Genomic DNA, 15,267 nt, shown 5'->3' with positions numbered 1-15,267 from the left:
AACCCATCCCTTAGTAGGGGACGGGTTTTCAGTGATTCCCCCTCCCCCGTAAAAAAGATTGATTGGGCTTCCCTCTCCTCTTGGGAGAGGGTTAGGGAGAGGTGAGAAGGAGGTTAGATTTTCATCACTGATAATGTACGCAGTTCATCACTCCTGACCTAGTTGGGTAAAGCCAAATAGGGGAATGCGGGTTGTAACGGCTTGTGTCCTTGTGCTGGATTACCCGGTGCGCCGTCGTAGGACACGTTATCACTCGTAACCTTCCCCTCGGTGACGACGCTTAAGGTGATGTCGATGACATCATCTTTTATCAAGCGACCCCGAATCGGGCTACCTTTGGCATTCAGGGCGTTGGCGTATCCGCTGGGTCCCCTGGTGTCGATTCGCATCACGTCTGGTAGAAAGGCACCCAACAAGGCGTTCGCTCGTTGCTCGGTATTCCCAAAAGCTAACAGCGTCTTTTTCGCTTCCCCGACGATTGGCCCAGCGATATTCGCAGCCGGTTGTTGACCCGCCAGAGCAGCAGCTTCAAAACCAGGACTAACGGTGTTTAGGGCGTTCAGGAAGTCGTTTGTGACGACTAGACCCTCGTTGATCGCCGGTCGAGCTAGTCGCTCAAACTGAGTAAATTTGCCGTTTGCTCCGGGCACTGAAATGGTTTCCCAGACATCAAAAGTCGTTGCGGAGGTTGAGCCTTGTAAGAATTTAATCGGTACCCGGACTGCGATCGCGTTGACGTTGTATCCTTTGGTAAAATCAACCGCCTGTTCGGGCGGACGGAACCCAGAAACTGCGGGACCGATGCCAAGAAAAGCAGCGCGAACCCGAAAATATTGCTCAACGTCGAAGAAGAATGGATCTTCCCGCAGTCCAGCAAATACGGCTAAGTTAGCGCCACCGCCGGATACCTGATTAACAATTGGCGGCGCACTGGGGTTAGGATTTAGCGGCGTGGTGCGGAGGTTCTTGGTTTGGAGAACAATTGCACCGTCCCGGATGGCGGTCATCGTAATGGTTTGTTGGCGATTTGCATCCGGTGGGCTAAAGGTGAATTGCAGAACCACATCTTCCTTACCCGTGGGAGTGGCATCATTATTATTCACCCGCGACACTTTGAACTCGTACTTGGCTCTGGTACTGAAGTAATACTGCTGACGCGCTAGCGATCGCGGGTTCGTATTCATAATCAAGACCAGATCGTTTTGAGACGCATTCGGGTTCTGATCTTTTTCCCGGAATACAAACAGGTCAGTTAAATTAAGGTTGCGTCCCTTGGCATCTACCTCACCATCATCATGGTCAGAAGCTTTGAGATAGAGAGGTGTCATCCCAGCGATCAAAGCTAATCCTAAAACAAGTACGCCCAAACCGATTGGGTTTCTTAAACCAAAGCGACGCGAAGGTTTTTTAGGGGAAGTTGCAATTTTGTTGAGAGGAGCCGCAGTTTCTTTCACAGGAACACAAGTTTTTTGCTTCATTTCAGTTTTTCCTAAAGATGTATCCATTCAGTCACTTATTGGTGCGGAATGGGAATGTTTATCTTCTTTTGAATCGCTAGGCTTAAAAGAAGTACGGCTCAGAGCTAGTTATGGATTCTTCCGAAAGCCAAAAGTCAATCTTTAACTTGTTTTGGCAATTCTATTCCCACTAGATTTTCGCTCTTTCCCTAACCTCTGCATTGAGGAAATCGCAATTATCAAAAATACAGTAATAAAACAAATCCCTGTTTGTTTATTGGCATCCCACCAACAAAGGCACGATTGCACCTTTCCTCAATAACCACCCAGAAAATGCTGGGAACTCAGCTAGTGATTTTTTGTTTTTTTCTATTGTTTTTCACATGAAAAACTGCGCCTAAAGTACCCAAAGCTAAAATGCCTAATGTTCCAGAGGGTTCGGGAATGCTTGCCGTGCTACTTTCAGCACTAGTTGTAACTCCGGTTAGTGCGATCGCGTATCTTCCACTGGTAGCGCTCGTACCTGTAAAGCCGCTCAAGGAAAGGTTTCCGCCCGAACCCATCGGTTCTAGAGTTCCATCCGCTCCAGCCGAGAAAATTTTCCCAGATGCACTTACAGGATCGTAACCAGAGCTAGCAATCGCTAAATAGTAAATACCAGATTGAGTGGGAGAAAAACCACCAGAGGATAAAACTGATTGTGAATTTAAGCCAGGGATATCGTCATTCCCATAAATGCCCTTACCAGCCGCATCAAACAAGAATAACTGCGGGTCTTCAAGCAGCTCGGTCGGGGTACCTAAAACATTATCAACTGGGAGTCCTACCAGCGTATCCAGGCTAATTGTTGTCGCCGAGAATGTCTGTCCTCCGGTCAGAAAAATTTGGAATAAGTCAGCATCCTTATCAGAAAGTGTCCCAGTAATAAACTCTAGTATTTGCGACCCTGATGGGATAATTTTTGCTGTATTTAGAGTCTTCCCAGCATCACTTTTCTCTGTGAATGTGGCAGCTTGGGCATGAGCTGATGATAACCCTATAACCAGTACCGATATGGCGGTTATCTGCGCTAGTTTTTTCATTGGCGGCTTCTACCTCAGTGGAATCGGAAGGATTCCCTTTTTGATTTCTTGACTAAAAAAGATACGGCGATGGATTGGTTATGGATTGTTTTACAGCTCAATATATGTCTCAAGATAGAGAATGAAACTAGAAGCGCGAGTCAAAGAAAAGCAAAATCCAGCAGGCATTTCTTGTTCTTGGTTCTGAAAAACGCCTTGGATATTTCTGTTGAGCCTGTAACTTGACTCATCTGTAAATTTGCTTTAAAAATCTATCTCGTGATAGATACAAACAAATAATTGGGTAGCAAGATTAGTGAAAAATGGGGAACACATTTGCCTAACTCAAGAGAAAGCGATCGCAAGTGCAACACTCACATCACCCGCCGTTGCATAACACCAATCGGGCGATCGCCCCTGCTATCAGAGAGTCGTGGGATGTCAGATGGATAATTGTTACAGTGGTTAAAATCTGGTGTAACTATCGTCGCGTACTCTCATTTTGTCCCGTAAAAAATCCCGCAATCAAATCCAAAGCAGCCAAAAGGCGCATCCCCTCAAGCGTCTGATTGACTATGGACGCAACTATCGTGCCCAAATTTGGCAGGCGACAGTTTGCTCAATTCTCAATAAAATCTTTGACTTAGCCCCACCCGCCTTGATCGGTGCAGCGGTGGATGTGGTGGTGAAGCAACAAGACTCAGCGATCGCTCAATTTGGCGTCAAAGATGTTTTTTGGCAACTCCTGATCCTAAGCTTCCTCAGCTTCATTATCTGGGGGCTGGAATCTATCTTTGAGTACGCCTATGCCCTGCTTTGGCGCAATCTCGCCCAGGATATTGAACACGACTTGCGCCTGGATGCCTACAGCCATATCCAAGAACTGGAACTGGCTTATTTTGAAGAGCGCAGCACTGGCGGTTTGATGTCTATCCTGAATGACGATATCAATCAGCTGGAACGCTTTTTAGATCGGGGAGCGAATGAAATCCTCCAAGTAGCGACAACGGTGGTAATTATTGGCGGTGCCTTCTTTATTTTGGCTCCCAGCGTGGCTTGGATGGCGATGCTGCCGATGCCGTTTATTCTGTGGGGTTCGATTGTCTTTCAGCATCGCCTTGCCCCCCGTTATGCTGAGATTCGGGAAAAAGTCAGTCTGCTCAACAGTCGCCTCTCGAATAATTTGAGCGGGATGACGACGATTAAAAGCTTTGTCACGGAAGACTATGAAGCGAACAGGATGGCAGTCGAAAGTGAGGCTTATCGACAAAGTAACCGGAGAGCGATCGCGCTTTCATCCGCTTTTGTCCCCTTGATTCGCATCATTATTTTAATCGGGTTCACGGCAACGCTGTTAATCGGCGGGATGGACGCTGCTGCTGGCAGATTGTCTGTGGGTACTTACAGTGTATTGGTATTCCTAACCCAGCGGTTGCTTTGGCCTTTGACGAGATTGGGCGAAACGCTCGATCAATATCAACGGGCAATGGCTTCTACAAATCGGGTGATGAATCTGCTGGATACACCGATCGCGATTCATTCGGGACACATTTCCTTACCCGTCGCTTCAGTGCGGGGTGAAATGGAATTAAAAGATGTCACTTTTGCCTACAATGGGCGAAATCCAGTCATTCAAAATCTCTCTTTACACATTCCCGCAGGTAAAACAATCGCCATTGTCGGTTCTACTGGTTCGGGCAAGAGTACCTTAGTGAAACTGTTGCTGAGGTTGTACGAAATTCAGTCGGGAACGGTGACATTGGATGGGATTGAATTACGCGATTTGAAATTAAGAGATTTGCGTTCCTGTATTGGTTTAGTCAGTCAGGATGTCTTCTTATTTCACGGCACGGTAAAAGATAATATTGCCTACGGCAGTCCTGATGCAACTGAAGCTGAGGTAATCGAAGCGGCTAAAATTGCCGAGGCTCAAGACTTTATCATGCAACTTCCCCAAGGTTACGACACGATTGTGGGTGAGCGGGGGCAAAAGTTGTCAGGTGGGCAAAGACAGCGGATTGCGATCGCGCGTGCCGTTTTGAAAGATCCGCCGATTCTGATTCTGGATGAAGCCACCTCCGCCGTAGACAATGAGACAGAAGCAGCCATTCAGCGATCGCTCGAACGAATTACCGTCAATCGCACCACGATAGCGATCGCTCATCGCCTCTCCACCGTCCGCAATGCTGATTGTATCTATGTGATGGAACAAGGCTTCTTAGTAGAGCAAGGACGACACGAACAACTATTAGAAGACCAAGGAATTTATGCCAGCCTTTGGAAAGTGCAGACAGGCATCAAAAACGGCAAAAATTAGCAATTAGATTTAAAATAAATGGCACTAAATTAAGCTGTCTGCTGGGTTTCACTATCGTTCAACCCAACGCTCTACAGCGGTTGCTAAACATCCAAAACTCGGATGAGCCGCCGGTGCTAATTAAACCTAGCACCGAGACTTTTTAGGTTTCTGCGCTGCTGCTCCGTTAACCCAATTCCTTTTCCAAAATGGCAATCTTCTACCACCGCACCTGACCATATTGTCTCATTAAGAGTTGCACCCCTCAAATCCGCATTTCTCAAATCTGCTCCAGTGAAATTGGCAAATAAAAGGTCGGCTTCTAATAAACTGCTTCCCCTCAAATTTGCCCCCGATAAATCACCCCGGATAAAGTTAACGCCATCTAACTTCAAGTTAGATAAATCCGCTCCCCTAAGATTCGGGAATTTCACGCGACTTGTATCTCTAAAAAAATGCATTACGCAAGCTACATTTGCTTCTGTTAATGGCATTTTAGTTAAAAAATCAGCATAACGCGCTATCCCCAAGTCTTTGAGACTCTGCAAACGTTTTTGGGGATTTTGTGCCAGAAATTGAGTGCAAATAAAAAGAAGGTCTTGCGTTGGGGAGTTCAACATGGCTTCAGATAAAGGAATCTTAAAATTAAACATCTCTGACTTTAGGCAGACAGTTCCACTAACTTTAGGATGATTCTAGAAAAGAAATTTTCCTTCTCACGGTATAAGATGCAGCGGATTCCTCGTGCAAAAATTAGAAATATGAACACACTTGAACGTCTCGAAAATCTCAACCACATCCGCAGACTTAGCCGCCTGATGGATAATGCAATCCGAATCCCAGGCATCGGCTTTCGTATTGGTTTAGACCCAATTATTGGTCTGATTCCAGGTGCCGGAGATATCATCAGCACCGGGTTTTCGGCTTACATCATCTATTTAGCCGCCCGCTTCGGCTTACCGCGTGAAATCCTACAAAAGATGATATTTAATATTGCCTTAGAAGCCACAGTCGGCTCGGTGCCTTTGGTGGGAGACTTGTTCGATGCATACTACAAGTCAAATATCCGTAACTTGGCGCTTTTAGAGCAACATCTTCAGGTAGCTGAACCCGAACTGAATGAAGTTACCCCTCTTCAGACTGTAACGAGCATCAATTGATAGTAACGAAGCCGGAAGGAAGCGCTTCCTTCCGGCTAAAAAGCCATTTAGACTATCGTTCAATCTTGACAGAAAGAATTTTGTCTCCCTGACGAATCGCATTGACTACATTCATGTCTTCAGTTTTACCAAAAACTGTGTGTTGTCCGTCTAAATGAGGTTGAGGAGCGTGACAGATAAAGAATTGACTTCCACCCGTATTGCGCCCTGCATGAGCCATTGATAGACTTCCTGCCTGATGCTTATTGGGGTTAATTTCACAGTTGATTTTGTAACCTGGACCACCTGTTCCCGTTCCCTGCGGACAGCCGCCCTGAATCATAAAGTTAGGGATGACTCGGTGGAAATTAAGACCGTCGTAAAACCCTTTTTCAGATAAGTCAACAAAATTTTTCACCGTGTTCGGTGCATCTTTGTCAAACAGCTCCAAATTGATTGTGCCTTTGTCGGTTTCCATAATCGCGCGAGTCATAGTTTCTCCTTTTCTAATCCCTTCGGATGATTGATTGATGTGGCTAGGAATATGCCACAAACAAACTATATTAGAACAAAAACACTCTATCTTTACTTTATCTAATTTTAAAACTGTAATCCTTTGACGCTGCTACAGATTTACTGTTCTGACGCATCTAGCTCGAAGCATATAGCACAAGTGGTACGCTCTATGCGAGTGTCACCTAGCCATCAAAAGCTTTTGTATAATAAGTTTATTTATCACCTGCTTAGGTAGCTTAGGGTCATGGTAGGCACTGGAACCAAGCTCACACTACAAGACTTTCTGGCTTTGCCAGAAGGGGATGTAATCTATGAATTTATAGATGGTCAGGTAGTGCCTAAAGTGTCTCCAAAATACTTTCATTCAACTGTACAGTTTGCTTTGATGGTTCTGATTCGTGCCTGGTGCAAAGGGCGTGGACGAGTTGTTCAAGAGTGGGCGGTGCTGTTGAAACGGAATGGTCAGGATTGGGCACCTGTACCTGATGTAACGTACATCTCTTATGAACGGCTACCCGCTAGTTGGAAGCGTAACGAAGCCTGTCCTGTGGCTCCTGAACTGGCAATTGAGATTATTTCCCCAGACCAAACTATAAAAGAATTTGAAGACAAGGCTAAGGACTACTTTGATACTGGTGTGTTACGAGTTTGGATTGTAGATCCTGAAGCCATAAGTATTAGAGTTTTTTCTCCAGATAAAACAAGTCAACTCTACACTGATAGCGCACCAATTATAGATTCATTATTTCCTGGATTGGAAATCACACCAAAACAGGTTTTTGAAGAAGCAGAAGTACTTTAATTTTAAGTGGCGATCGCTAAACTAAGAAATATTGCTTATTTCGGGCTTTGCCACCAGTTTTTTAAATAGCGCTGAAGCTGCCTCAATACTTTGGTTATCCTCTAAAAATCTGAAAGCAGAAGCAGCTAAATAAGACGGATTTTGCTCAAAAGCAATCCAACGCCGTCGCAAAGCCTCAGCCGCCGCGCCAGTCGTATTCGATCCAGCAAAAATATCGAGGACTGTATCTCCTGGATCGGTGAGGAAGTTAATAAAAAACCTCGGCAGTTTTTGCGGAAACCGCGCCGGATGTGCAGCAATTCCAACGGCTTTGCAAAGTTGAATGTATCGAGAATTGCTTTCACTATTAGGAATTTGCAACAAGTTGGAGGGAATGGCACCGCCGTTATTAGTAGCAAAACCCGATCCAATATCGTGACCTGAAGGACGTGCTTTGGGTTTATAGTATTTTTCAGGATTCTCGTGTAGCTTTTTCATTCGTTCCGAATAAGGAACCAGTACGTTACTCACATTCGCTTTAGGATAGTCAGTTTTTGACAACCACCAGACAGTATTGACAGAATCCTTCGCGCGGATCTTACGTTTATTCACCCATTCAATCGGCGAAGGTAACTTAGAAGGGTTGTGCCAAAAAAACTCCTCAGCTAAGCGAAAATCTAGCTGATCGCAGAGTTTAATTAAAATCCGGTAATTGTAGAGCGATCGCACTGGACGTTTACTTTGATAAGCACCACCCAGATCGATGACAAAACTTCCCTGCGGTGATAATACGCGATGCACTTTTCGACAGAAGGCAAATAGCCAATCGATATAGGCTTCTTGCTCAACATTTCCATAACTCTTTTCGCGTAGCAAAGCAAATGGAGGAGAGGTCATTACTAGATCGATTGAGTCAGATTCAAGGCAGTCTAGCAATTCAAGCGAATCACCAATATAGGCAGTGCCGTAATTTGTAGCGTACAAAGGTTTCTTTAGATTCATCGCTGCCATTTTTCACGAATACTTTCAAAACAAATTGTATAATTAAATCAATTATCAGCAAATACAAGCTTTTTATAGCTTGTATTACGTTATAAATAACATAGGCGTAAAGTAAAAGGTCACAATATGAACAGAGATAATCCAAAAAAGGGAAATAATCAGGAGAAAAATATTGCCTCTCCTTCACCTAGCGAACCAAAACAGGTTCCTCACACGATTGATATAGATGGGAAGCGTCCAATCGCGCCAGATAATATTCAGATTGAAGACACTCTTGACGTAGATGGACACCGACCGATTACCTCTAGTAATCTTCAGTTTGAGGACACTCTTGACGTAGATGGACACCGACCGATTGATCCAAGCGATATTCAGGTTCGTGAAACCGTGGACATTGATGGAAAGCGCCCAATTACTTCAAATGATTTTCAAGTTCAGGGCACTGTTGACGTAGATGGGCACCGTCCAATTGGCTCTAGCAATCTTCACATTGATGAGACAATGCATATAGCTGGAAATCGCCCAGTTGCTTCAAATAATCCGGACGATCTTGATATTACAAACGATTACATGGATTAGCCTTTATAGGCTTCTTTTTACCCTTTTCATCTACCGTGCTGCATTAAAAGCCATCTGCCAGAAATCCTGCTCTAATTCAGCCACCTTTAAAAAGGCTTCTTCGGCTTGATGCTGAACGGTTTCTGATGCAGTTTGCAGCACTTCATCTGCTTGCTGTTCCAAGAGTTTTACATATTCCGTAAAACCTGGATTTCCCCAGCGGTCGGCAAACTCGGCATAGGGATCTGGCATGACTCCTGGTAATTGCCAACCTTGATTGTAAGCAAGCTCAATTGCCCATAGTGCAGTCGCTTGAACTGGGTGTGGCATTGTCGAAAGACTGTGCATATAGTCACAGTATTCTGTGCAAGTTGATTGTTTTTGGGTATTGAGATTCAATTGTCGTTCAGAGGCTTTTGCTTTGAACCAGTTGAGTTCATCTTTCAGTGCGACTAATCCACCCAGAATAACATCAAAATGATCGGGTGGTGCAACTGCCAAAATTTGTGCCACCATCCGCGTGAACTCTACTACAAAAAGATAATCTTGTACCAGCCAGGTGTTAAATTGCTGCGGCTGAATAGTTCCTGATTTGCACTGCATTAGGAAAGGATGCACCGTTGCTTGGTGCCAAACTTGAGTATGTTTTTGAAGAAGTTGTTGACAGCTTAAGGTCATCTCTATTTTAGATTGTGGATTCGCAGTTTATTGAGATATTGAGTATTAATACTTAATTTTAGTAGGTTTTAGCGATCGCCTTCTTGTTTAATTTCTTAACTTTAGACCGAGCTAATTTTCAGACTTTAGAGAGAGTTATTCTCCACGGTTTTTTATCCACATTGAGTATAGAGCGTTAACGATACAACGTTACAAAAGTATAAGCAAAAGTGTACTTAGAACGCAACCTCTCATAGAGGCAGTCTTTCGACTTTGAAGGCGTAAATACCATGTTTCAAAGTGTAAAAATGATGCTGGATTTGTCCAGCACACAATTTTGTCTTGCCAAAGTTCCAGTGGCTCCGAGTGGGATTCAAGCCGTGAATCCCCCCATAAAAGAGGCAACACTTGTTTTTTCAAGTCCACAGTTTTTTGTTGCCTTGATTGCCGGAGTATTAATGGCCTTTGCTTTCCAATTTTTGTTAACCAATTTTTCGATTGCTGCTGGAATTTCATCCGCAGAGAATCCCTTAGATGCGGATGATGATGATACAGAAACTTGGGGCGAAAAAGTTCGTAGCATTGAATCTAAGGTAGGAATTTGGACATTATTGACCGTCAATATTGCCATATTCATTGCTTGTTTTCTGGCGGTGAAGCTGACTCTGATTAGCAGCGTCATTTTAGGTGCAATCACAGGCGTCGTGATTTGGTCAGCTTATTTTTTGCTGCTCCTTTGGGTAAGTTCTACGGCGGTGGGTTCCTTAGTTGGTTCGGTCGTGAACACTGCGGGTTCAGGGATGCAAGGGGTGATGGCTACAGCCAGCACTGCGCTTGGTGGGAGTGCGATAAATAGGCAGATTGTTTCTACTGCTGAAGCATCCGCCGCCGCCGTTCGCCGGGAATTGAGTTCGTCTCTCGATCCGGATAGCTTGCGAGAAACAATTAAGGATTACTTTACAGATTTGCAACTGCCAAAGCTAGACATCAATAAGGTTCGCAGCGACTTAGAAAAGTTACTTAGCGATGTTGATGTGAAATCTATTGCGGGGAATGACGTTTTACGCAATGTCAATCGCCAGACTTTTGTGGATTTAGTGAGTAGCCGTAGTGATTTCTCTAAGCAGGATGTTAATCGGATTGCGGAGCAATTGGAAGTTGTTTGGCAGAAGGTATTAGGTCAACAACAGGGAACAGAAAAACCAACGGAAACAGATCCGCAGGTTGAATTACTCAACTTTCTGAAACAAGCCGCTCCAGAGGAGTTGAAATCTAATGAGCTTTCTGCCAAGCTTTCTCAACTTGTTGGAGTTGGACAAGGCAAATCAGAGCGCAGTCATGGCAATGGCTTGATGGAACACTCCATGCAGTTGGGTGTAACTGCGTTACTGGGAGAAGTCATGAAGCGGACGGATCTCTCCGATTTAGATGTGGAAAAAATTTCCAGCCAGTTGCAACATTTGAAAGAGCAAGCAACTGAACAAGCTAAAACGGTTGGGACAAAAGTTGCCGATAAGGTGCCTGCGCCATCTTTTAGCACGATTAAAGCGGATGTAGAAAACTACCTGCTAAATTCCAAACCTTGGCACTTGAACCGAGAAACGATTAAGCAGGAATTTAGAGAGGTTATTTACGATTCGGATGCAGCTCCTGGAAAAGTTCGGCAGCAGATAGAGCAGCTGAATCGGGACTATTTTGTGAGGGTGCTGGAAGCACGGGGTACTTTCACCTCCGAGCAAATTGCGGATATTGCCGAGCAGATGGATAGTATTCGGCAAGAAGTTTTTGAAACTGTCCAGGGTGCGGAATCTCAAGAACAGTCGCAAGACCTCCGCGATCGCGTTGAACATTATCTGCACTCGACGGGTAAGGAAGAATTGAACCCAGAAGGCATTGAGCGCGATTTCAAAGCACTTCTAGAAGATCCGGATGCTGGGATTGATGCTTTAAGCGATCGCCTCTCGCAATTTGACCGCGATACTTTAGTGCAACTCCTCTCTCAACGGGAAGACTTTAGTCAAGAGGAAGCCGATCAATTCATCGGTCAGTTGGAAAGTACGCGCGATCGCGTCTTGTCTCAAGCGCAAGAATTGCAAGACCGCGCCAAATCTGAAGCGGAAGGGCTGTGGCAAAGGGTAGAATCCTATCTGCGCGAGACTCACAAAGAAGAACTGAATCCTGAAGACATCAAGCGAGAGTTGCAAACGCTTCTCAATGACCCTCAGGCAGGACTTGCCGCACTCCGGACGCGACTTTCTCACTTTGACCGCGATACGCTGGTGCAATTGCTCAAGGGACGCGGCGATCTGGGCGAAGAACAGATCGATGGCACAATCCATCAGATCGAATCGGTGCGAGATAGTATTCTACACGCACCGCAACAATTAGCCGGTCAAGCGAAGGATCGCTACGACCAAGTGACGAACCAGATTGCTGAGTATCTGCGAAACACCAACCTGGAAGAACTCGATCCGCAAGGCATCCAGCAGGATTTGGCAAAACTCCTGAATGACCCGAAAGAGGGAAGTTTGGCCCTGAGAGAACGGCTGTCTCACGTCGATCGGGAAACCTTGGTGAAGCTGCTGAGTCAACGAGAAGACTTGAGCGAAGAGCAAGTCAATCGAGCAATCGATCGGCTGCAAGAGGCGATTCGCAGCATTGTCAAAGCGCCGCGACGCTTGGCAACCCGTGCCAGAGACACGGTTCAGAATTTCCAAACCGATTTGGAAGATTACCTGCGGAACACGAACAAACAAGAACTCAACCCGGAAAGCATCAAACGAGAGTTGCAATTAATGCTGAACGATCCCCAAGCGGGGTGGAAGAATATCAGCGATCGCTTCTCTCATTTCGACCGTTCCACCTTTGTTGCACTCCTATCGCAACGGCAGGATATCTCAGAGGAGGAAGCCAACCGGATTGTCGATCAAATTGAATCGGTTCGCCATCAGTTTGTCGAACAAGCGCAGAATGCTCAGCACAAAGTGCAATCGGTGCTTGACGGAGTTTTTGGCAAGATTCGCAATTACCTCAACTCCCTGGATCGTCCAGAACTCAATTACGAGGGAATTAAGCGCGACTTCCGGAAACTCTTTGACGATCCGCAAGCTGGATTTGACGCGATGCGCGATCGCCTGAGTCAATTCGATCGGGACACTTTGGTGGCTCTGTTGAGTTCCCGCGAGGATATTTCTGAAGCGGATGCCAACCGACTCATCGACCAGATTGAAGGGGTGCGCGAGAGTACGATACACCGCGCTGAACGCTTCCAGCAGGAAACGAAACGACGCATCAAAGACCTCAAGCGCAAAGCGAAGCAGCAAGCTGAGGAAACCCGAAAATCCGCTGCAACCGCTGCTTGGTGGCTTTTTGGAACCGCGCTAACTTCTGTCGCCACCGCAGCGATCGCTGGAGTCATCGCTGTATCCGGTTTCGCTTTCTTTAGCTAAAGCTTTAACGATTTCCAAGCAAGTTAAGCCTCCTTTTCAGGAGGCTTTTTCTTATATTTTGCATCCAGCTCAATCCTTTCTCTGGAAAAGCTTGAGATTTCCTAAGTCATCGCCGCCGGGATGTTCGATTGATCAAACCGAGAGCGGCTGCCAAAAGAGCTGAACCAATAATTGACCAGATAATTGGGAAGGATTTCCCTCCAATATTGAGAGCAAATATCACCGGAAGATTAAACTCTTTGGCTACCCACAATCCAATGTATGCACCGATAATCCCGACAATTATCGAGAGTAGACAGCCCCCTGCCGAGTAACCCACTAACGCTTGTCCAGTGCCGCCGCAGAATGCAGCAATGACCAACAATACCAGAAACTCGATCGGCGTCATTGTTCCTCCAGTACAGGAGTGATGGAACTGCTAATAGGTTCGCACAACTCGGTGCTTTTTCAGGAAAGTTGTAAATTCAGAGCTATGAATGCGATCGCTCTCTAAAATCTCATTCATGGCTTGCTCCGACTCCAGCCAACCGGCAACTTCCAGATTTAAACTCAAGGGGAGCGCTTTTGTACCATAGATTTATTAGCCCATCCACTTGGATAACTTATAGTCATGGTAGGCACCGGAACCAAACTCACATTACAGGAATTTCTAGCTTTACCTGAAGGAGATGTAACCTATGAGTTTGTAGATGGTCAGGCAGTGCCTAAAGTGTCTCCTAAGCTTTTTCATTCTGTACTACAGTCAGCTTTGTGGGTTCTCATTGGTGCCTGGTGTAAAGGACGAGGACGAGTTGTTCAAGAATGGGCAGTGCTGTTGAAACGTCATGGTCAAGACTGGGCACCTATACCCGATTTGACTTACATTTCTTACCAACTCCTACCCGCCAGTTGGAAGCGGAACGAAGCTTGTCCTGTGCCTCCCGAACTGGTAATTGAGATTATTTCCCCAGACCAAACCCTGAAAGAATTTGAAAATAAAGCGAAAGACTACTTTGATGCTGGTATTTTAAGAGTCTGGGTTGTAGATCCTGAAGCGATGAATATCCGGGTATTTTTCCCAGATGGATCGAGTCAAGTCTACACAGATACGATGCCCATCGTGGATACCCTGCTTCTAGGTTTGGAACTAACACCCAGACAGATTTTTGAACAAGCAGAACTGATTTAATGGTTCCACTGTTACAGATGCGATCGCTCTCATTATGAATCACTACTTTGCCACAGTTGCCCGTGGTCTAGAGTCTACTGCCGCTGCTGAACTGGAACGTCTAGGGGCAAAGGAAGTCCGTCCTGATTTTACTGGAGTACATTTTGTTGGCGATAAAGCATTGCTATACCGGGTGAATCTCTGGGCAAGGACAATTTTTCGAGTGCTAGTCCCCATCCATGAATTTGCCTGCTATGACGCCCAGATGCTCTACCAAGGGGTGCAAAACATCTCCTGGGATGAGTATCTACGCCCCAACAACACCCTAGCTGTGGACTGTACAGGAGGCAATCAAAAACTTAACCACACCCACTTCACGGCTTTACAAGTTAAAAACGCCATCGTAGACCAACAGCGTGACAAATCCGGTCACAGGTCTAGCGTTGATACCGAAAATCCAGATGTGCGGATTAATGTCCACATCCATCAAGACCGTTGTATTTTAAGTTTAGACAGTTCGGGTACCAGTCTCCACCGCCGGGGATATCGACCCGCAATGGGGCTGGCTCCGCTTAAGGAGACTCTAGCGGCTTCTATCCTCGACATGGCAGAGTGGGATGCGAATCTTCCCTTTTTAGACCCGCTCTGTGGCTCTGGAACTCTTCCCTTAGAAGCCGCTTTAAAAGCTTTGAATATTGCCCCCGGATTATTTCGGGAAAAGTTTGGCTTTTTCAGCTGGCTGGACTTTGACGAACATCTGTGGGACGAGATATGGGCGGAAGCCGAAAACAGCGAAATCTCAGACTTAAAAGCACCAATTTGGGGGAGCGACAAAGACCCTGATATCCTAAGCCAAGCTCACACGAATGCCCAACGGTGCGGCATTGCAGATAAGCTAACGTTTACGCAAACCGAATTATCCCAATTAGAAGCACCCGCAGACAGCGGCGTTCTCATCTGTAATCCGCCCTACGGAGAACGTCTGGGAGATGAGAGAGAATTGGGCGAACTCTACAAAATGCTCGGTGATGTTTTCAAACAACGCTTCAAAGGTTGGACTGCCTTTGTTTTGACCGGAAACAAAGAGTTATCGAAAAGAGTGGGACTCAAAACATCTCGTCGCATTCCTGTTTATAACGGTTCTTTAGCGTGTACTTTGCTCAAGTACGAATTGTATTAAAAATTAAAGCCAGTGGAAGAATCG

General features: G+C 45.7%; 15 protein-coding genes. 7 read left to right on the top strand and 8 right to left on the bottom strand.

The window, feature by feature from the left end:
• Positions 1-158: 158 nt before the first annotated feature.
• Complete coding sequence (locus NDI44_RS12250; protein ID WP_190411508.1) at positions 159-1,478, bottom strand: DUF4331 domain-containing protein; 1,320 nt, start codon at positions 1,476-1,478, stop codon at positions 159-161.
• A gap of 323 nt (positions 1,479-1,801) precedes the next feature.
• On the bottom strand, positions 1,802-2,539 hold the full coding sequence (locus tag NDI44_RS12245) for a DVUA0089 family protein (protein WP_190411507.1): 738 nt from the start codon (positions 2,537-2,539) through the stop codon (positions 1,802-1,804).
• A 481-nt stretch (positions 2,540-3,020) separates the two neighbouring features.
• Between NDI44_RS12245 and NDI44_RS12240 the strand changes: the two genes are divergently transcribed.
• Positions 3,021-4,835 carry an ABC transporter ATP-binding protein gene (locus NDI44_RS12240; RefSeq protein ID WP_199304776.1) on the top strand — a complete coding sequence of 605 codons (1,815 nt, stop codon included), beginning with the start codon at positions 3,021-3,023 and terminating at the stop codon, positions 4,833-4,835.
• A 116-nt stretch (positions 4,836-4,951) separates the two neighbouring features.
• Here the strand turns inward: NDI44_RS12240 and NDI44_RS12235 are convergent, their stop codons facing one another.
• Positions 4,952-5,434 carry a pentapeptide repeat-containing protein gene (locus NDI44_RS12235; protein ID WP_190411716.1) on the bottom strand — a complete coding sequence of 161 codons (483 nt, stop codon included), beginning with the start codon at positions 5,432-5,434 and terminating at the stop codon, positions 4,952-4,954.
• A gap of 141 nt (positions 5,435-5,575) precedes the next feature.
• Here NDI44_RS12235 and NDI44_RS12230 point away from each other — a divergent pair, with 141 nt between their 5' ends.
• Positions 5,576-5,974, top strand: a complete 399-nt coding sequence (locus tag NDI44_RS12230; protein ID WP_190411506.1) for a DUF4112 domain-containing protein — start codon at positions 5,576-5,578, stop codon at positions 5,972-5,974.
• A 52-nt stretch (positions 5,975-6,026) separates the two neighbouring features.
• Here NDI44_RS12230 and NDI44_RS12225 read toward each other — a convergent pair whose 3' ends face one another.
• Complete coding sequence (locus NDI44_RS12225; protein ID WP_190411505.1) at positions 6,027-6,446, bottom strand: peptidylprolyl isomerase; 420 nt, start codon at positions 6,444-6,446, stop codon at positions 6,027-6,029.
• Between the two features lie 267 nt (positions 6,447-6,713).
• On the opposite strand from NDI44_RS12225, the gene NDI44_RS12220 reads away from it, so the two are divergent.
• Positions 6,714-7,271: a Uma2 family endonuclease gene (locus NDI44_RS12220; RefSeq protein ID WP_190411504.1), complete on the top strand. Its 558-nt coding sequence runs from the start codon at positions 6,714-6,716 to the stop codon at positions 7,269-7,271.
• A gap of 21 nt (positions 7,272-7,292) precedes the next feature.
• Here NDI44_RS12220 and NDI44_RS12215 read toward each other — a convergent pair whose 3' ends face one another.
• The gene (locus NDI44_RS12215; protein ID WP_190411503.1) at positions 7,293-8,252 is read right to left on the bottom strand and encodes a site-specific DNA-methyltransferase; all 960 of its coding nucleotides are present in this window, start codon (positions 8,250-8,252) and stop codon (positions 7,293-7,295) included.
• 126 nt (positions 8,253-8,378) lie between these two features.
• Between NDI44_RS12215 and NDI44_RS12210 the strand changes: the two genes are divergently transcribed.
• Positions 8,379-8,831: a hypothetical protein gene (locus tag NDI44_RS12210; protein ID WP_190411502.1), complete on the top strand. Its 453-nt coding sequence runs from the start codon at positions 8,379-8,381 to the stop codon at positions 8,829-8,831.
• Between the two features lie 30 nt (positions 8,832-8,861).
• Here the strand turns inward: NDI44_RS12210 and NDI44_RS12205 are convergent, their stop codons facing one another.
• Positions 8,862-9,488: a TenA family transcriptional regulator gene (locus NDI44_RS12205; RefSeq protein WP_190411501.1), complete on the bottom strand. Its 627-nt coding sequence runs from the start codon at positions 9,486-9,488 to the stop codon at positions 8,862-8,864.
• Positions 9,489-9,757: 269 nt separating this feature from the next.
• Here NDI44_RS12205 and NDI44_RS12200 point away from each other — a divergent pair, with 269 nt between their 5' ends.
• Positions 9,758-12,916 (top strand): YrzE family protein, encoded by a 3,159-nt coding sequence (locus tag NDI44_RS12200; RefSeq protein WP_190411500.1) that lies wholly within the window; start codon positions 9,758-9,760, stop codon positions 12,914-12,916.
• Between the two features lie 106 nt (positions 12,917-13,022).
• Here the strand turns inward: NDI44_RS12200 and NDI44_RS12195 are convergent, their stop codons facing one another.
• On the bottom strand, positions 13,023-13,304 hold the full coding sequence (locus NDI44_RS12195; RefSeq protein WP_190411499.1) for a hypothetical protein: 282 nt from the start codon (positions 13,302-13,304) through the stop codon (positions 13,023-13,025).
• A 30-nt stretch (positions 13,305-13,334) separates the two neighbouring features.
• The gene (locus NDI44_RS12190) at positions 13,335-13,469 is read right to left on the bottom strand and encodes a hypothetical protein (protein ID WP_277877523.1); all 135 of its coding nucleotides are present in this window, start codon (positions 13,467-13,469) and stop codon (positions 13,335-13,337) included.
• Between the two features lie 57 nt (positions 13,470-13,526).
• Here NDI44_RS12190 and NDI44_RS12185 point away from each other — a divergent pair, with 57 nt between their 5' ends.
• Positions 13,527-14,084: a Uma2 family endonuclease gene (locus NDI44_RS12185; protein ID WP_190411498.1), complete on the top strand. Its 558-nt coding sequence runs from the start codon at positions 13,527-13,529 to the stop codon at positions 14,082-14,084.
• A gap of 34 nt (positions 14,085-14,118) precedes the next feature.
• Positions 14,119-15,243, top strand: a complete 1,125-nt coding sequence (locus NDI44_RS12180) for a THUMP domain-containing protein (protein WP_190411497.1) — start codon at positions 14,119-14,121, stop codon at positions 15,241-15,243.
• The last annotated feature ends 24 nt before the right edge of the window (positions 15,244-15,267 follow it).

It is taken from the genome of Trichocoleus sp. DQ-A3, assembly GCF_039961975.1.
GTDB lineage: Bacteria > Cyanobacteriota > Cyanobacteriia > Cyanobacteriales > FACHB-T130 > FACHB-T130.
Note: the sequence above shows the minus strand (reverse complement) of the source record. Positions and strands in the feature narration are given on the sequence as shown.